This window comes from Streptomyces deserti (assembly GCF_054782695.1).
On sequence record NZ_BAAGRZ010000005.1, the window covers coordinates 108,928 to 126,087 of the forward strand.

At 70.0% G+C, this 17,160-nt stretch carries 15 protein-coding genes and 2 tRNA genes; 8 read left to right on the plus strand and 9 right to left on the minus strand.

The window, feature by feature from the left end; translation table 11 throughout:
• Positions 1 to 81: 81 nt before the first annotated feature.
• Together ACYVMZ_RS12545 and ACYVMZ_RS12550 are read left to right on the plus strand one after the other, a co-directional pair.
• Positions 82 to 543: a molybdenum cofactor biosynthesis protein MoaE gene (locus tag ACYVMZ_RS12545; RefSeq protein WP_461078726.1), complete on the plus strand. Its 462-nt coding sequence runs from the start codon at positions 82 to 84 to the stop codon at positions 541 to 543.
• Positions 544 to 946: 403 nt separating this feature from the next.
• On the plus strand, positions 947 to 2,041 hold the full coding sequence (locus ACYVMZ_RS12550; protein WP_461078728.1) for a YlbL family protein: 1,095 nt from the start codon (positions 947 to 949) through the stop codon (positions 2,039 to 2,041).
• 9 nt (positions 2,042 to 2,050) lie between these two features.
• Here the strand turns inward: ACYVMZ_RS12550 and ACYVMZ_RS12555 are convergent, their stop codons facing one another.
• On the minus strand, positions 2,051 to 2,590 hold the full coding sequence (locus ACYVMZ_RS12555; RefSeq protein ID WP_461078730.1) for a PPA1309 family protein: 540 nt from the start codon (positions 2,588 to 2,590) through the stop codon (positions 2,051 to 2,053).
• 164 nt (positions 2,591 to 2,754) lie between these two features.
• On the opposite strand from ACYVMZ_RS12555, the gene ACYVMZ_RS12560 reads away from it, so the two are divergent.
• The 3 genes from ACYVMZ_RS12560 (at position 2,755) to ACYVMZ_RS12570 (ending at position 7,825) form a co-directional block, all read left to right on the plus strand.
• Positions 2,755 to 5,670, plus strand: a complete 2,916-nt coding sequence (locus ACYVMZ_RS12560) for a UPF0182 family membrane protein (protein WP_461079108.1) — start codon at positions 2,755 to 2,757, stop codon at positions 5,668 to 5,670.
• Between the two features lie 57 nt (positions 5,671 to 5,727).
• A tRNA-Met gene (locus tag ACYVMZ_RS12565) sits at positions 5,728 to 5,801 on the plus strand.
• A 206-nt stretch (positions 5,802 to 6,007) separates the two neighbouring features.
• Positions 6,008 to 7,825, plus strand: coding sequence for a tetratricopeptide repeat protein (locus ACYVMZ_RS12570; protein WP_461078732.1), 1,818 nt, complete (start codon positions 6,008 to 6,010; stop codon positions 7,823 to 7,825).
• Between the two features lie 206 nt (positions 7,826 to 8,031).
• Here the strand turns inward: ACYVMZ_RS12570 and ACYVMZ_RS12575 are convergent, their stop codons facing one another.
• Positions 8,032 to 8,691, minus strand: a complete 660-nt coding sequence (locus tag ACYVMZ_RS12575) for a DUF1707 SHOCT-like domain-containing protein (RefSeq protein WP_461078734.1) — start codon at positions 8,689 to 8,691, stop codon at positions 8,032 to 8,034.
• Positions 8,692 to 8,995: 304 nt separating this feature from the next.
• Between ACYVMZ_RS12575 and ACYVMZ_RS12580 the strand changes: the two genes are divergently transcribed.
• Positions 8,996 to 9,069: transfer RNA gene (locus ACYVMZ_RS12580), tRNA-Met, on the plus strand.
• A 130-nt stretch (positions 9,070 to 9,199) separates the two neighbouring features.
• Here ACYVMZ_RS12580 and ACYVMZ_RS12585 read toward each other — a convergent pair.
• On the minus strand, positions 9,200 to 9,616 hold the full coding sequence (locus ACYVMZ_RS12585) for a Fur family transcriptional regulator (protein WP_461078736.1): 417 nt from the start codon (positions 9,614 to 9,616) through the stop codon (positions 9,200 to 9,202).
• 155 nt (positions 9,617 to 9,771) lie between these two features.
• On the opposite strand from ACYVMZ_RS12585, the gene ACYVMZ_RS12590 reads away from it, so the two are divergent.
• A complete protein-coding gene (locus ACYVMZ_RS12590) occupies positions 9,772 to 11,226 on the plus strand; it encodes a catalase (protein WP_461078738.1) in 1,455 nt (484 codons plus the stop codon).
• Between the two features lie 70 nt (positions 11,227 to 11,296).
• Here ACYVMZ_RS12590 and ACYVMZ_RS12595 read toward each other — a convergent pair whose 3' ends face one another.
• Both ACYVMZ_RS12595 and hisN read right to left on the minus strand, forming a co-directional pair.
• Positions 11,297 to 11,689, minus strand: coding sequence for a CBS domain-containing protein (locus ACYVMZ_RS12595; protein ID WP_461078740.1), 393 nt, complete (start codon positions 11,687 to 11,689; stop codon positions 11,297 to 11,299).
• A gap of 111 nt (positions 11,690 to 11,800) precedes the next feature.
• Entirely contained in the window at positions 11,801 to 12,601 is an 801-nt protein-coding gene (gene hisN / locus ACYVMZ_RS12600; RefSeq protein ID WP_461078742.1) for a histidinol-phosphatase, read from the minus strand.
• A gap of 240 nt (positions 12,602 to 12,841) precedes the next feature.
• Here hisN and ACYVMZ_RS12605 point away from each other — a divergent pair, with 240 nt between their 5' ends.
• Positions 12,842 to 13,450, plus strand: coding sequence for a TetR/AcrR family transcriptional regulator (locus ACYVMZ_RS12605; RefSeq protein WP_461078744.1), 609 nt, complete (start codon positions 12,842 to 12,844; stop codon positions 13,448 to 13,450).
• A gap of 5 nt (positions 13,451 to 13,455) precedes the next feature.
• On the opposite strand, the gene ACYVMZ_RS12610 is transcribed toward ACYVMZ_RS12605, so the two are convergent.
• The 4 genes from ACYVMZ_RS12610 to ACYVMZ_RS12625 all read right to left on the minus strand — a co-directional run bounded on the left by ACYVMZ_RS12610 (position 13,456) and on the right by ACYVMZ_RS12625 (position 17,125).
• Positions 13,456 to 13,779 (minus strand): DMT family transporter, encoded by a 324-nt coding sequence (locus ACYVMZ_RS12610; RefSeq protein WP_184987901.1) that lies wholly within the window; start codon positions 13,777 to 13,779, stop codon positions 13,456 to 13,458.
• Between the two features lie 120 nt (positions 13,780 to 13,899).
• Complete coding sequence (gene rsgA, locus ACYVMZ_RS12615; RefSeq protein ID WP_461078747.1) at positions 13,900 to 14,910, minus strand: ribosome small subunit-dependent GTPase A; 1,011 nt, start codon at positions 14,908 to 14,910, stop codon at positions 13,900 to 13,902.
• A 17-nt stretch (positions 14,911 to 14,927) separates the two neighbouring features.
• Complete coding sequence (gene aroA / locus ACYVMZ_RS12620) at positions 14,928 to 16,268, minus strand: 3-phosphoshikimate 1-carboxyvinyltransferase (protein ID WP_461078749.1); 1,341 nt, start codon at positions 16,266 to 16,268, stop codon at positions 14,928 to 14,930.
• Positions 16,269 to 16,402: 134 nt separating this feature from the next.
• Positions 16,403 to 17,125, minus strand: coding sequence for a M50 family metallopeptidase (locus ACYVMZ_RS12625; RefSeq protein ID WP_461078751.1), 723 nt, complete (start codon positions 17,123 to 17,125; stop codon positions 16,403 to 16,405).
• Between the last annotated feature and the right edge of the window lie 35 nt (positions 17,126 to 17,160).

The following is a 17,160-nucleotide window of genomic DNA, read 5'->3' on the forward strand; positions in this document are numbered from 1 at the left end:
AGGAGACTCCAAACCTCCACGCGCGTGTGCCGGGTGATGACGCTATTCCGTGCTGTCGGTGGGGTGGGGCAGGATGGAGCCATGGCACCCACGAACGACCACCCCGGTGAGCAGGCCGCGAAGGATCCCATCAAGCTGATCGGCATCCGGGAGACGCCGCTGTCCGTGGACGAGGTCTTCCGGGCCGTGGGGGACGACGCCGCCGGCGGGACCGCGCTGTTCGTCGGGACTGTGCGCGACCACGACGGGGGTGCCGATGTGGACGAGCTGGGGTATTCGTGCCACCCCAGTGCCGAGGCCGAGATGCGGCGGATCGCCGAGAAGGTCGTCGCGGAGTATCCGGTACGGGCGCTGGCCGCCGTGCACCGCGTGGGGGATCTCAGGATCGGGGACCTCGCCGTCGTCGTCGGCGTGTCGTGTCCGCACCGCGGGGAGGCCTTCGAGGCCTGCCGGAAGCTGATCGACGACCTCAAGCACGAGGTGCCCATCTGGAAACACCAGAAGTTCTCCGACGGCACCGAGGAGTGGGTCGGGGCCTGTTAGAGCCCGCAAGACCGGGCACCAGCCAGGAGCCGCCTTCCGGTTGCGTAACCGCACCCCTGGCGTGAGCGTTGTCACTGCGGATGGTTAATCTGCTGATCAGTCAGTTGCGGACGCTCAATGGGGTTGGGAGGTCAGCATGGCGGCGCTCGCCTGGTTGCTGATTCCGCTAGTGGCTGCGATCGGCGCGGGGCTGTGGGGGAGTTGGGCCAACCGGAACCGCGGGGTGCGGAGCGACGGCCCCGAGCTCATCGGTTACGCCCGCTTCCGCGAGGCCATGGAGAGGTCCCGGCCGGGTAGCTGACCACCGGGGAAACAGCAGGTCAGAGACGTAGAAGACGATGGGGCCGCCCCGGACGGGCGGCCCTGACGGTGCGCTGACAGAAGCGTCCCGTACTGTCGATGCATGCCACGCCGCACTGCGACGATGCTCGCCTCCACCCTGATGCTGATCGCGCTCCTGTGCGCGGGAGTGTTCATCCCCGTGCCGTACGCGGAGATGTCCCCGGGGCCGACGGTGAACACCCTCGGGGACCACGACGGCGAGCCGGTGCTGCAGATCTCAGGGCGGAAGACCTATGCGACCAGCGGGCATCTGAACATGACCACCGTGCGGGTCACCAGCGCCGACTACAGGATGAACCTCGTCGAGGCGGTGTACGGATGGCTCGCGCACGACAACAAGGTCGTGCCGCACGACACCCTCTATCCGGACGGCAAGACCGAGGAGGAGTCCACCCAGGAGAACGCCGAGGAGTTCAGCCAGTCCCAGGAGAGCGCCAAGGTCGCGGCGCTGAAGGAGCTCGGCATCCCGGTACGGTCCTGGGTGATCGTCTCGACGGTCGTCAAGGGTTCCCCGGCGGAGGGCAAGCTGCACGCCGGTGACGTGATCAAGGCCGTCGACGGCAAGGCGGTGAAGGAGCCCGCCGACGTCGCCGAACTGGTCACCGAGCACAAGCCCGGCCAGAACGTCGTCTTCACGGTCGTGCCCGCCAAGGAGCAGGCCGCCGCCGAGAAGGAGAAGCGGACGGCGACCAGGACCGAGGACGTCACCATCACCACGGCGGCCTCCGACGACAGCGGTGAGAAGCGGGCCATCGTCGGGATCTCCGCCGGGCTCGACCACACCTTCCCGTTCACCATCGACATCAAGCTCGCCGATGTCGGCGGGCCGAGCGCCGGCCTGATGTTCGCGCTCGGCATCTACGACAAGCTCACCCCGGGCAGCCTCACCGGCGGCAAGTTCGTCGCCGGCACCGGCACGATCGACGACGGCGGCAAGGTCGGCCCCATCGGCGGCATCGAGATGAAGACCGTCGGCGCGCGCAGCAGGGGCGCCCAGTACTTCCTGACGCCCGCCGACAACTGCGCGGCCGCCGCGAGCGACACCCCCCAGGGCCTCACCCTCGTCAAGGTCGACACCATCGAGGACGCGCTGAAGTCCCTCAAGGACATCCGCAGCGGCGACACCGCCGACCTGCCGAAGTGCACGGCCGGGTAGCCCCGAGGGCTACTCCTCGAAGGTCGCCGCCAGCGCCTGGGCCAGCCCCGGCACCAGGTCGGAGCCGGTGAGGACCTCCGTGGGGGAGTCCTTCTCGCGCAGGCGCAGGGCCGACTCGCGGGCGCCGTCGCGCAGCACCGCGACCGTCATGCGGACCTCCTGGCGGTCCGGGTGCTCCGCCACCCACTTCGTCAGCGCGGCCTCGTCCAGATCCTGCGGAACCTGGGCCTCCGCGGACGGCGGGAGCATCAGCCGCTCCACCGTGAGCGCGCAGCCGGCCACCGCGTCGGGCCAGGCGATCGTGGCCAGGAACTCATCCAGCGGCTTGCCCGTTGGAATTTCGTCCTGCTCGATCGGGGTGAGACCGGAGATCTCGGACTCGCCAAGACCGAGCCGGTCCGCGAGCGAGGGCTGCTCAGCCTGAAGCCGTGCGGTGTCGACGAGAGCGAAGAGGCGTGCGGGCTGGTCCCAGCCGAGGCCGGAGACGTACTCGTCGATCTCGAGCACGGCCCGGGTGAGCGGGCTCGCCGCCATGGGAGTGTTGGACATGGTCACAATCCTGCCTCGTTCCCGCCCGGAATCGGGAACCGAGTAAACGGTGAGTAAGTTGCATAGGTGGGGGCCCACGATCACCGGGGGCCACGGAGGGTCCGCGAAGACGCGGGCCTGACGAATCGACAGCGAACTTCGAGGTGCGCACCTTGGCTTTCCAGATGCCGGACCGCGGCGGAGGCCCGACAGGGCCGCGGATGAGAGTGGGCCGCCCGTCCCGGCGTGTCCGGACCCTGCTCATGACGCTGGGCGTCCTGGCCGTCCTCGGCATGGCGTTCACCATGTTCGCGGGCTTCTGGACGGACTGGCTCTGGTACCGGTCGGTGAAGTACTCGTCGGTCTTCACCACCACCCTGTGGACGAAGATCGGGCTCTTCTTCGTCTTCGGTCTGCTGATGGCCCTGGCCGTCGGCTTCAACATCTGGCTGGCTCACCGGCTGCGGCCGCCGCTGAGCGCCATGTCGATGGAGCAGCAGAACCTGGACCGCTACCGGATGGGCATCGCGCCCTACAAGAAGTGGCTGCTGCTCGGGATCACCTCCTTGGTGGGGCTGATCGCCGGCGCCTCCGCGTCCGGTCAGTGGCGGACCTGGCTGATGTGGGTCAACGGCGTGCCCTTCGGGCAGAAGGACCCGCAGTTCAAGCTCGACGTCTCCTTCTACGCCTTCGACCTGCCCTGGTACCGGTTCCTGCTCGGCTTCGGCTTCGCCGCCGTGATCCTGTCCGTGATCGCCGCCGCGCTCACGCACTACCTGTACGGCGGGCTGCGCATCACCAGCCCGGGCGCGCGCGCCACGGCCGCGGCCACCGGGCACCTGTCGGTGCTCATAGGGATCTTCGTCGCCCTGAAGGCGGTCGCGTACTGGCTCGACCGGTACGGACTGGCGGTCAAGTCCAGCGACTTCAAGGCGACCGACAACTGGACGGGCCTGAGGTACGTCGACGCCAATGCCTACCTGCCGGCCAAGACGATCCTGTTCTGCATCGCCGTCATCTGCGCGCTGCTGTTCTTCGCCACCCTGTGGCGGCGCACCTGGCAGCTGCCCGTGATCGGCTTCGGCCTGATGGTGCTCTCCGCGATCCTCATCGGCGGCCTGTACCCGGCGATCGTGCAGAAGTTCCAGGTCCAGCCGAACGAGCAGGCCAAGGAGGCGCCGTACGTCGAGAAGAACCTCAAGGCGACGCGTGATGCGTACGGCATCGACGGGGCCAAGGTCACCGAGTACTCGGGCACCAGCCCGACCAAGGACAAGTCCACGCTGCGCGACGACGTCGACGCCACGGCGAGCATCCGGATCATGGACCCGAACATCGTCTCGCCGACGTTCCAGCAGCTCCAGCAGATCAGGAACTACTACGCGTTCCCGAACAACCTGGACGTGGACCGCTACGCCAAGGACGGCAAGGAGCAGGACACGGTCATCGGCCTGCGCGAGCTGAACCTGGCGGGCATCCCGAAGAAGAACTGGATCAACAACCACTTCCGCTACACCCACGGCTACGGCGTCGTCGCCGCCGAGGGCACCAGCGCCGACTCCCAGGGCCGCCCGGTCTTCACCGAGTCCGACCTGCCGTCCGAGGGTGACCTCCCGAGGTACGAGCAGCGGGTCTACTACGGCGAGAAGACCACCACGTACTCGATCGTCGGCGGTCCCCAGAAGGAGATCGACTACTCCGACGACAACGGCGAGAAGACCACCAGCTACAAGGGCGACAGCGGGGTCAACCTCTCCAGCCCGGTCAACCGGGCCGCGTACGCGGTGGCGCTCGGCGAGCCGCAGATCCTGTACTCCGGCGCGATCGGCGAGGGGTCCCGGATCCTGTACAACCGCACGCCCAAGGAGCGCGTCGAGGCGGTCGCCCCGTGGCTGACCATCGACGGCGACGCCTACCCGGCGGTCGTGGACGGCCGTATCCAGTGGATCGTCGACGCGTACACGACGACGAACGGATACCCGTACTCCTCCCGTACGACCCTCGGCGACACCACGGCCGACTCGCTGACCGCCACCAACAACAACCGCGCGGTGGTGGCGCAGCAGAACCAGGTCAACTACATCCGCAACTCGGTGAAGGCGACCGTCGACGCGTACACCGGTGAGGTCAAGCTCTTCCAGTGGGACACCCAGGACCCGGTCCTGAAGACCTGGATGAAGGCCTTCCCGGGCACGGTGGAGCCCAAGAGCGACATCTCCGACTCGCTCATGGCGCATCTGCGGTACCCGCAGGACCTGTTCAAGGTCCAGCGGGAGCTGCTCACCCGCTACCACGTGAAGGACGCCACGACGTTCCTCAGCGGCAGCGAGGTGTGGCAGGTGCCGGACGACCCGACCAACCGGGCGGGCAACGCGGTGCCGCCGTACTACCTGAGCATGAAGATGCCCGACCAGAAGGCACAGGCGTTCTCGCTGACGACGACCTTCACACCCAACGGCCGGGACAACCTCAGCGCCTTCATGTCGGTCGACGCCGAGGCCGGCACACCCGACTACGGCACGATCAGAATCCTGAAACTGCCGACCAACACCACGGTCAACGGACCCAAGCAGGTCCAGAGCCAGTTCAACTCCCAAGAGGAGATCGCCGAGTCCATCAGGCTGTTGAGAGGCGGTGACTCGGAGGTCGAGTACGGCAACCTGCTGACGGTGCCGCTCGACGGAGGACTGCTGTACGTGGAGCCGGTCTACGTACGCGGTGGTGGACTCAAGTACCCGCTGCTGCGGAAGGTGTTGGTGACCTACGGAGGCGAAACCGCCTTCGAGAACACGCTCGAGGAGGCCCTCAACAAGGTATTCGGAGCCAAGGGCGCGACACCGCCGCCCGAGCCACCGGGCGAGGACGAGGGCACGACGCCACCACCGACGTCCGACAACCCGACGGTGGAGGAGGCGTTGAACGACGCCCAGAAGGCCTTCGAGGCCGGCCAGGAAGCCCTGAAGAACAACGACTGGGAGGCGTACGGCCGGGCGCAGAAGGACCTCGAGGACGCGCTGCGGCGAGCCGAGGAGGCCCAGACCCAGGCCGACCGGACGCAGGGCTCCGGAGGCGGTAGTCCCAGTCCCAGTCCGAGCAGTTAGGGCACAGGCTGATCAAGCGGCCCTCCCCGCGCCGTGATACGGTTGCAAACACAACGGCGCGGGGTGGAGCAGCTCGGTAGCTCGCTGGGCTCATAACCCAGAGGTCGCAGGTTCAAATCCTGTCCCCGCTACTGAAGACGAAGGCCCGGATTCCACAAGGAATCCGGGCCTTCGTGATGTGTGAACGCATGTGCTGAGGCGCTCGACGGCCACGCCGCCGGGGGGAGTTGGGAAATTTGTGTTTGACTTGTCTCTCTGTGGGCATGTCGACAAAACGCTGAAGTGACCTCACTGGCTGCGGTATACCAGGTGTACCCAGGTTGCAGGTGGTGCGACGATGGACGTTATGGGGGACAAGGCAAATCTGTTCGAGACAGGGTGTTTTGTGCAGCCTTCCAGCCGGGAGGACACTCCGGACGAAGCCGGGGAAATCGCCGACGAGGCGGCCGAGGAGCTGCGCCAGCGGCTCGCCGCCGAAGCCGGTGACGTCGAGGCGATGAGCGTCCTCGGCGCCATGCTGTTGCGCCGTGGCGATCTCGACGGAGCCGAACCCCACCTGCGTGCCGCCACCGCCGCGGGCGACCGCGCCGCCGCCAACAACCTCGGGGTCCTTCTGTACCAGCGCGGATACGCCGACGAGGCCGCCGGGTGGTGGCGGATCGCCGCCGTCGCCGGGTCCGCCGCGGCCGCGCACGCGCTCGGCCGGCACCACCGCGAGCGCGGCGACGAGCCCGCCGCCGAGTACTGGCTGCGCCAGTCCGCCGAACAGGGCCACGCCCTCGGCGCGTACGCCCTCGCCGACCTGCTGGAACACCGCGGGGACGCCGGGGCCGAGCAGTGGATGCGGGCCGCGGCCGAACGCGGGCACCGGGAGGCGGCGTACCGGCTGGCGCGAACGCTGGACCGCAGAGCCGCGCGGGAAGCCGACGGTGACAACGGTGTCGCTCTGCTGGAAGAGGCCGAGCAGTGGTACCGGCAGGCCGCCGCGCGCGGTCACCGCCGGGCCGCCCTGCACCTCGGGGCGATCCTGGAGAAGCGCGGCGAGCTCAAGGAGGCGGGCCGCTGGTACCTGACGTCCGCCAAGGACGGGGAGGCGCGGGCCGCCTGCGCGCTCGGGTTCCTGCTGCGGGACGCGGGCGACAGCGAGAACGCCGCCGTGTGGTGGCTGCGAGCCGCGCAGGACGGCGACGGCAACGCGGCCAACGCGCTGGGCGCGCTGCACGCCGAGCGCGGTGAGACGCAGACCGCCGAGCGGTGGTACCGGGCCGCGATGGACGCGGGCGACGTGAACGGCGCGTACAACCTGGGCCTGCTCTGCGCCGAGCAGGGGCGGACCGCGCAGGCCGAGCAGTGGTACCGCCGGGCCGCCTACGCCGGGCACCGGGAGGCGGCGAACGCGCTCGCGATCCTGCTGCTGCAGGGCGGGGACCAGACGGGCGCGGAACCCTGGTTCTCCAAGGCCGCGGAGGCCGGCAGCGTGGACGCCGCCTTCAACCTGGGGATCCTGTACGCCGGGCGGGGCGAGGAGAAGGCCGCCCTGCGGTGGTACGAGCGTGCCGCGGCCGCCGGGCACACGGAGGCGGCGCTGCAGGTCGGCATCGCGCGGCTGCGGGACGGGGACGAGCAGGAGGCGGAGCGGTACCTGCGCTGCGCGGCGGGGGGCGGCAGCGCGGAGGCCGCGTACCGGCTGGCGACGCTGCTGGACGCACGGCGGCCGCCCGAGCCCACGCACGAGCTGGGGGAGCCCGTGCACCAGCGCAGCGAGTGCGAGGAGTGGTACGAGCGGGCGGCCTCCCAGGGGCATCGGCGGGCTCAGGTGCGGGTGGGGATGCTCGCCGCGGCCCGGGGTGATGTGGTCGAGGCGGCCCGGTGGTACCGGGAGGCGGCCGAGGCCGGCTCCCGCAACGGTGCGTTCAATCTGGGGCTGCTGCTGGCCCGGGAGGGGAGCGAGCCGGAGGCGGTCGTGTGGTGGACGCGGGCGGCCCAGGCGGGGCACGGGCGGGCGGCGCTGCGGCTGGCCCTCGTCTACGCGCGTCGGGGAGAGCTGGCCGAGGGGCAGCGGTGGGCGGACCGGGCGGTGGAACTGGGACCGGGGGCGGTGGCGGAGCGGGCGGCGCGGTTGCGGGACGCGCTGCGGCAGGAGCTGTCGGCGTGACGCTGCGCTGTGCCGGGCCGGTTCTCGGGCCGGCCGCGGCTACGGCGGAGCGAGGGGCGGGTGTGCAGCCCGGCGCTGCGGGGTGCCTCCGCCAAGCCGGTCGAGCTCAGTAGGCTCACTTCGGCAGCGGCCGCACCCGCAACACCGGAGCGTCACCGAGTCCAGGAGACCTCAGCGACCGCCGCCGACCGTGCAGAGCGATGGCGTCAAGCGCCTGCAGAATGGGACGTGGGCCTGCGCAACAGCCACTGCCCGAATTTCCGACGCGAGGGCCGCACCACCACGCGGCCGTAGATCTTCTGACCGACCAGCTCTACACGCAGAGTGACCGGCGTATCAGGATTCGCCGGAGTCTGACGGTACGTGATTCTGCTGTGTACCAGCTGCAGACCATCGGTATCGACCACGATGCCCGGCCTCGTGACCAGCTTCAGGGTCTTCCCCGTCATGCTCACGTCGATCCGCAGGGTGCCGTGCGTGATCACTGCGTCAGTGAAGTCAAGCGTCACCTCGCAGTACGTCACCGCGAGCTCCATCCTCCGCGGTACCACCCAGCGCCCCACGCGCTCGACCGGGCCGCTGTGGGCCTGTTCGATCCGAACTACGTCCTTGACCTCTGCCGCAGTCGCGCCGGCCGTGGCCGATACGGGCGGCAAGTCAGCGGTGAGCGTGGCCAGTTCGCTCAGAGTCCGCGCCGACAGGGCAGCTTCCAGGCGCTCGTCCAACTCGTCCGCGGTCAGCAGGCCGTCCCCCGCCGCGATACGCAGCACATCCACCACCCGGTCCCGGTCGGCATGAGAGGCTCGCAGCTCGGGCGACGAGCCGGGGCCGGAGTGCTTCCCGGTGGGCGAAATCTCTCCCGACATGCTTCCGTCCTGGTCCTGTCGCACGTCTCCGCGCGACGCAGGCAGCGGCGCGAGTAGAAGACTAACGCTATATCGCGACATGGATCCCGGCTGGGCCCTCTCGCGGAGAGGCGATGGTCAGCGGCGATTCACGGCATGCGGCATCCAGCATGCCGGGGCCCGGTCGTGACAACAACCGTATGCCAGGGGCCAGTTCACAGCGTTCCCCGGGGCCGCTTCAGTGCGTCAGGGGGCGCATGGCCTGCACCCGTCGACCAGCGATTTGCTTCTGTGCGCGCCCTTGACGTAACGTTGCATTCACCGACGCGGGGTGGAGCAGCTCGGTAGCTCGCTGGGCTCATAACCCAGAGGTCGCAGGTTCAAATCCTGTCCCCGCTACTGAAGATCGAGGGCCGGAATCCGAAAGGGTTCCGGCCCTCGGTGTGTTCGCGGTAGGCCGTCTGCGGCCCCGGCACGGCAGAAAGCCCCGGCACGCATCCGTGCCGGGGCTTTTCAGTGGTCGAGTGGCTTACGCCTTCGCGCAGTTCGGGCAGATGCCGCGGTACGTCACCTCGACGTCCGAGACCGTGAAGCCGAAGCGCTCCGAGGCCGGGAGGTCGGCCAGCGGGTTGCCCTCCGGGTGGACGTCGCGGATCGCGCCGCACTGGCCGCAGACCAGGTGGTGGTGCGGACGGTGGGCGTTCGGGTCGTACCGCTTGGCGCGCTTGTCCGTGGTGACCTCGAGCACCTCACCGAGCGAGACCAGCTCGCCCAGCGTGTTGTAGACGGTCGCCCGGGAGATCTCGGGCAGCTTGGCGACGGCCCGGGCGTGGACCTCGTCGGCCGTCAGATGGACGTGTTCGCCGTCGAGGACCTCGGCCACGACGCGCCGCTGCGCGGTCATCCGCCATCCGCGTCCGCGCAGCCGTTCCAGAAGGTCACTCATACAGGCCAGCTTAACAGCAAGGGACCAGATCCCGAACAGGTGTGACTTTGGAGCTCAACTTGACTTAGACGATGTCTAACGTAGGATCGAATTTGGCTTTGGCTGAGGTACAGGGCAGAGCGACAGGACAGACAGAAGTGACGCAGGAGGCATACGTGACGCAGGGGCCGCTTACGACGGAGGCCGGTGCTCCGGTAGCCGACAACCAGAACAGCGAGACCGCGGGCGTCGGCGGCCCGGTGCTCGTCCAGGACCAGCTCCTTCTGGAGAAGCTGGCGCACTTCAACCGGGAGCGCATTCCGGAGCGTGTGGTGCACGCCCGCGGCGCCGGTGCCTACGGGACCTTCACGGTCACCGCCGACGTCACCAAGTACACGCGCGCCAAGTTCCTCTCCGAGGTCGGCAAGCAGACCGAGGTCTTCCTGCGCTTCTCGACCGTGGCCGGCAACCTGGGCGCGGCGGACGCCGTCCGCGACCCGCGCGGTTTCGCGGTGAAGTTCTACACCGAGGAGGGCAACTACGACCTCGTCGGCAACAACACCCCGGTGTTCTTCATCAAGGACGCCATCAAGTTCCCGGACTTCATCCACACCCAGAAGCGCGACCCGTACACGGGCAGCCAGGAGGCGGACAACGTCTGGGACTTCTGGAGCCTTTCCCCCGAGTCCACGCACCAGGTGACCTGGCTGTTCGGCGACCGTGGCATCCCCGCCTCGTACCGCCACATGGACGGCTTCGGTTCGCACACCTTCCAGTGGAACAACGAGGCCGGCGAGGTCTTCTGGGTCAAGTACCACTTCAAGACCGACCAGGGGATCAAGAACCTCACCGCCGAGGAGGCCGAGATCCTCGCGGGCAAGGACCCCGACTCCCACCAGCGGGACCTGCGTGAGGCCATCGAGCGCGGTGAGTACCCGACCTGGACCGTGGGCGTGCAGATCATGCCGGCGGCCGAGGCGGCGACGTACCGCTTCAACCCGTTCGACCTGACCAAGGTGTGGCCGCACGCGGACTACCCGGTCATCGAGATCGGCAAGCTGGAGCTCAACCGCAACCCGCGGAACATCTTCGCCGAGGTCGAGCAGTCGATCTTCAGCCCCGCGCACTTCGTGCCGGGCATCGGCCCGTCCCCCGACAAGATGCTCCAGGGCCGCCTCTTCGCGTACGGCGACGCCCACCGCTACCGCGTCGGCATCAACGCCGACCACCTGCCGGTGAACCGCCCGCACGCCACCGAGGCGCGCACCAACTCCCGTGACGGCCACCTGTACGACGGCCGCCACGGCGGTGCGAAGAACTACGAGCCGAACAGCTTCGGGGGCCCGGCGCAGACCGGTCGTCCGCTGTGGCAGCCGTTCGACTCCTTCACGGGCGGCACCGGCAACCACCCGGCCCCGGTGCACGCCGAGGACAACGACTTCGTGCAGGCGGGCAACCTCTACCGGCTGATGTCGGAGGACGAGAAGGAGCGCCTGGTCGACAACCTGGCCGGCTCCCTCTCGCAGGTCTCGCGCGAGGACATCGTCGAGCGCGCGATCGGCAACTTCCGTCAGGCCGACGGTGACTTCGGCAAGCGGCTGGAGGCCGCGGTCCAGGCCCTGCGCGGCTGATCACCAGCACTGGACCGCTTGTCGTGGACAGTGGGCCGGGTCCCTTCGGGGACCCGGCCCACTGGCATGCTCAGGCCGGCACCTGCTGCCGTGCGGGTGCCCAGCAGCGGATGATGTCGCGGACCGAGACGATGCCGACGGGCTCGCCGTGGTCGAGGACGATCAGGTGACGGAAGCCGCCGTGCGCCATGGCGCCGGCCGCCTCCTCCAGGGTCCAGGCCGGCGCGGCGAACACGACGTCCGTGGTGGTGTGGGCGTGGGCACGCTCCGCGTCCGGGCTCTGGCCCAGGCCGACGGAGTTGAGGATGTCGCGTTCGGTGAGGATGCCGATGCCGTCGGCGTCGGGATCGAGGACCACGGCCGCACCGACGTGCCGTGCGGACATCAGTGCGGCTGCCTGGCGGAGGGTGTGGTCGGGGCCGATGGTGAGGACCACCGTGCTCATGGCGTCTCGGACAAGCATGGAATGGAGCCACCTCCTGGAGTGTCCCCGCCGTTTGTTCATCGTTTCACAAATTCACAAGTGGGGGGACTCTCAGGGTGGCAGGTCAAGCGGAGGTCAACAAGAGGGCGCTCAGCAGCGCTCGTTGAGGTATCCGAGCAACTCGTCGTGCAGCAGGCCGTTCGACGCGGCCGCGTTGCCGCTGTGCGGGCCGGGGCGGCCGTCGAGGCCGGTGAAGGTGCCGCCGGCCTCGGTGACGATGATCGCGTTGGCCGCCATGTCCCACAGGGACAGCTCGGGCTCGGCGCACATGTCGACGGAGCCCTCGGCGACCATCATGTACGGCCAGAAGTCGCCGTACGCGCGCGTGCGCCACACCTCGCGGGTCAGGTCCAGGAAGCCGTTCAGGCGGCCCTGCTCCTCCCAGCCGCTGAGCGAGGAGTACGCGAAGGAGGCGTCGGTGAGTTTCGAGACACGGGAGACCTGCAGGCGGGAGGCCTTGGTGAGGCTGCGGCCGGAGAAGGCGCCGTGGCCCTTCGCGGCCCACCAGCGGCGGCCGAGGGCGGGGGCGGAGACGACGCCGACGACGGGCTGGTAGCCGCCCTCCGCTGCTTCCATGAGGGCGATGAGGGTGGCCCAGACGGGGACGCCGCGTACGTAGTTCTTGGTGCCGTCGATCGGGTCGATCACCCAGCGGCGGGGGCCGGTGCCCTCCACGCCGTACTCCTCGCCGAGGATCGCGTCCCGGGGGCGGGCGCGCTGGAGGTGGCCGCGGATGAGTTCCTCCGCCGCCTTGTCCGCTTCGCTCACCGGCGTCATGTCCGGTTTGGTCTCGACCTTGAGGTCGAGGGCCTTGAACCGGTCCATCGTCGCGGCGTCGGCGGCGTCCGCGAGGACGTGGGCGAGACGCAGGTCATCGAGGTAGTCGGGCATGTGATGAACGGTATCCGCCGGGGGTGGGGCGGGGCTACAGGGGGCTGGCGGGACGGGTGTGCGGGGGTGCCGGGCGGGGGCGGGGTGTCCGGGGCGGCGCGTTCGGGGCTGCTCGCGGCTGAGCCGGAGGCACCCGCCTGAACCGGACGCAGGGCGCCCCCGCATGCTCTCGCGAACCCTTGACAGTGCCTCTGGGCGCGTCAAATCTGGGCGCAGAGCCGCTTGCCCCAAGGGGAGGCGATGATGCCTGCAGCGCGGGAATCCCTACTGGACGCCGCTTACACGGCGCTGGCGCGCCGGCCGTGGTCGGCCGTGCGGATGGTGGACGTGGCCGCGGCGGCCGGAGTGTCCCGGCAGACGCTGTACAACGAGTTCGGCAGCAAGGACGGGCTCGCCCGGGCGCTCGTCCGCAGGGAGGCGGACGGGTATCTCGCCGGCGTCGACCGCGCCCTCGCCGAGCACGGCGATCCCCATGAGCGGCTGACCGCGACCGCCGAGTGGATGATGTCGGCGGCTCGCGAGAACGCCCTCGTACGCGCCATGCTCACCGGCTGCTGGAGCGAACGTCTGCCCGCACCGACCCTGTCGGCCGTACCGTCCTCCTCCGCCGTACCGGCCCAGCGCCGCGCCGACGGCCCGCTGCCCTCGCCGGACGACTTCGTCGCGCTGGTCCGCGACCGTGCCGTGGCCGTGCTGTCCGGTCCCGGCACGCCCAGGTCGGACACCGCCGACCTGGCCCGCTGCTGCGAACTGGTCGTCCGTCTCGCCCTGTCCTGCGTGGCAGCCCCACCGGGCGAGGGCGGGGTCGCCGACCTGGTGCGCAGCGCACTGCACCGGCAGGCCGTCTGACGACGTCAGTGGGCCGAGCCCGACAACTGCAGACCGATCACGCCGATGATCACGAGGCTGATCGACACGATCTTCAACGTCGACACCAGGTCACCGAGGAACACCATGCCGTAGATCGCCGTGCCCGCCGCCCCGATGCCGGTCCACACCGCGTAGGCGGGCCCCACGTCGAGCTTCTTCAGGGCAAGGGTCAGCAGACCGAAGCTGCCGATGGCGAAGACGCAGAACGCGATCGTCGGCCACAGGCGCGTGAAGCCGTGTGACAGCTTCAGGCATACGGCGAAGCCGGTCTCGAGCAACCCGGCCACGATGACCAGCAGCCAAGCCATGTGTCGTCCTCCCGTAGTGCCACGCCATGTGACCGCTTCGTCGTACTTTGCTCGCGCTTGGCTCCGGCTCGGTGCGATTATGCACTTACCGTCCGCACGCCATGACAAACAACGCGGAGGTCAGTCGCCTTCCTTCCGCTCACGCGTGGCCAGCAACCTGCGCAGCGAGTACAGCCGCGCCGGATCCGCGTGCCCCTCGGCCGCCCACGCGTCCAGCGCGCAGTCCGGCTCGTCGTGACTGCACGCGCGCGGGCAGCCCTCCGTACCCGGCACCAGGTCGGGGAAGGCGTTGATCACGCGGGACGGATCGACGTGGGCGAGGCCGAAGGACCGGATGCCCGGGGTGTCGATGACCCAGCCCGCCGCGCCCGCCAGCGGGAGCGCGAGGGCGGAGGTGGTCGTGTGACGGCCGCGGCCCGTCACCGCGTTCACATGGCCCGTCACACGACGCCTGTCCTGCGCGACCAGTGCGTTGACCAGCGTCGTCTTGCCCACGCCCGAATGCCCGACGAACGCCGTGATCTTGCCGTCCAGCTGCTCGCGCACCCGGTCCGCCGCGTCGCCGTTCTCCAGTTCCTCGCGGCTGGTGACGACGTACGGGATGTCCAGGTCGCCGTACAGCTCCAGGATCTTGTCGGGCGGGGCGAGGTCCGACTTGGTCAGCACCAGCAGCGGGTCCAGGCCGCCGTCGTACGCCGCGACCAGACAGCGGTCGATCAGGCGCGGGCGCGGCTCCGGGTCGGCCAGGGCCGTGACGATGGCCAACTGGTCGGCGTTGGCGACGACCACCCGCTCGTACGGGTCGTCGTCGTCCGCGGTCCGGCGCAGCACCGACGTCCGCTCCTCGATGCGGACGATCCTCGCCAGCGTGTCCTTCTGGCCCGACAGGTCACCGACGAGCGCCACCCGGTCGCCCACCACGGCCGCCTTGCGGCCCAGTTCGCGGGCCTTCATCGCCAGCACCACGCGGTCCTCGACGAGGCAGGTCAGACGGCCGCGGTCCACGGTGAGGACCATGCCGTCGGCCGCGTCCTCGTGCTTGGGGCGGATGTTCGTACGGGGCCGGGTGTTCCGGCGGCCCGGGCGGGTGCGGATGTCGTCCTCGTCGGTGTGCTTGCCGTAGCGGCGCATGACGTGTTCCTCGCGCCCTATGCCCCGAGCATCCCGGCCCACAGCTCCGGGAAGTCCGGCAGGGTCTTCGCGGTCGTCGCCACGTTCTCGATCTGCACTCCGTCGACCGCGAGGCCGATGATCGCGCCGGCCGTGGCCATGCGGTGGTCCTCGTAGGTGTGGAAGATCCCGCCGTGCAGGCGGCGCGGGCGGATGTGCAGGCCGTCGGCGGTCTCGGTGACGTCGCCGCCGAGCTCGTTGATCTCCTTCGTCAGGGCGGCCAGGCGGTCCGTCTCGTGCAGGCGCAGGTGGGCCACGCCGCGCAGGGTCGACGGCGAGTCGGCCAGGGCGGCGACCGCCGCGATGCCCGGCGTCAGCTCGCCGACCTCGCCGAGGTCCACGTCGATGCCGTGGATGGACCCGGAGCCGGTGAAGACCAGCCCGTAGTCGGTGAGTTCGCAGGAGCCGCCCATCTCGGTGAAGATCTCGCGCAGCCGGTCGCCGGGCTGGGTGGTGCGGGCCGGCCAGTCCGGGATGACGACCTTGCCGCCGGTCACCAGCGCCGCCGCCAGGAACGGCTGGGCGTTGGACAGGTCCGGCTCGATGACCAGGTCCCGGCCGAGCAGGGCGCCCGGGGTGACCCGCCAGACGTTGGGCTCACCGCCGGACTCGGGGGTGTCCACCTGGGCGCCGACCGCGCGCAGCATGTCGACGGTCATGCGGATGTGCGGCATCGAGGGCAGCGTCGCGCCGGTGTGCCGGACCTCCACGCCCTGGTTGAAGCGCGGGCCGGACAGCAGCAGGGCGCTGACGAACTGGGAGGACGAGGACGCGTCGATCGAGACCGTGCCGCCGTCCAGGGCGCCACCGCCGTGCACCGTCATCGGCAGCGCGCCGCGGCCGTCGTCGTCGATGCGGGCGCCGAGCCGGCGCAGCGCGTCGATGACGCCGTTCAGGGGACGCTCGTAGGACCGGGGGTCGCCGTCGAAGCGGATGGGGCCGTCGGCGAGCGTGGCGACCGGCGGCAGGAAGCGCATCACCGTGCCGGCGTTGCCGACGTCGACCGTGGCCGGGCCCCGCAGGCCCGTGGGCAGGACGCGCCAGGCCTCGCCGGTGCCGTCCGGGCCGCCCGCGACGGAGGAGCTCGAAGACACTGTCTCCTCGATCTCGACGCCCATCGCCCGCAGGGCACCGGCCATCAGCAGCGTGTCGCGCGAGCGCAGCGGGCGGCGCAGCCAGCCGGGCTCGGAGGCGAGGGCGGCGAGCACCAGGGCACGGTTGGTGACCGACTTGGACCCGGGCACGTGGACCGTCGCGTCGACGGCTCCGCTCGCGTGCGGGGCGGGCCAGAGGGCGGTGTGTGCGGGGTTCGAGGCCATGGCCCCACTTTATAAGGAGGGGGGTGGGGAGGCCGTTGTTCGGGGGTGGCCCCGTTGTGGCTGGTCGCGCCCACGCGGCGGAGCCGCACATCGACACAACCCCGCGCCCTGTGACGGCGCCGCTTCGGGGCGAGTCACATCTCCAGCAGCCACCTGCCCCCGCCGATCAACGAGCACAACGACACCGCGTGGAACAGGAACAGCCACAACCCCGCCGGCACATGCGTCAGCCGTGACAACTGGTCCGCGTCCGAGTCGCCCGCCCCACCCCGGGCCCGCTTCGCCTGCAGTTCGAACGCCGGGCGTACGCCCCCCAGCAGCAGAAACCACACCACCGCGTACGCGAACGCCGCCTGCACCTGCGGTCCGGTCAGCCAGGACACCAGCACGAACGTGCCGCCGGTGACGAACACGGTCAGTGCGCCGTACGCGTTGCGGATCATCACCAGCATCGCCACCAGCAGGAACGTGGCCAGCCACAGCAGCAGGGTGATGCGGCCCGAGCCCAGCAGGGCGGCGCCGCCCAGGCCCAGCAGCGGGGGAGCGGTGTAGCCGGCGGCCGCGGTGAGGATCATGCCGAGGCCGTGCGGCTTGCCGCGGCTGACGGTCAGGCCGCTGGTGTCGGAGTGGAGGCGTATGCCGGTGAGGGTGCGGCCGGTGAGCAGCGCGATCAGGCCGTGGCCGCCCTCGTGGGCGATGGTGATCGCGTTGCGGGAGAGCCGCCACAGGCCGTGCGGGACGACCACGGCGAGTGCGGCGGCCAGGGTCGCGATCACCACCCACAGGTCGGGGTCGGGCTGGGTGCCGGAGACCTCGTCCCAGAGGGAGGCGAGGGAGGCGGTTGCGGTGCTGTCCATGTGTGGCGATGGCTCCCTGTGGTCACGTGGAATCT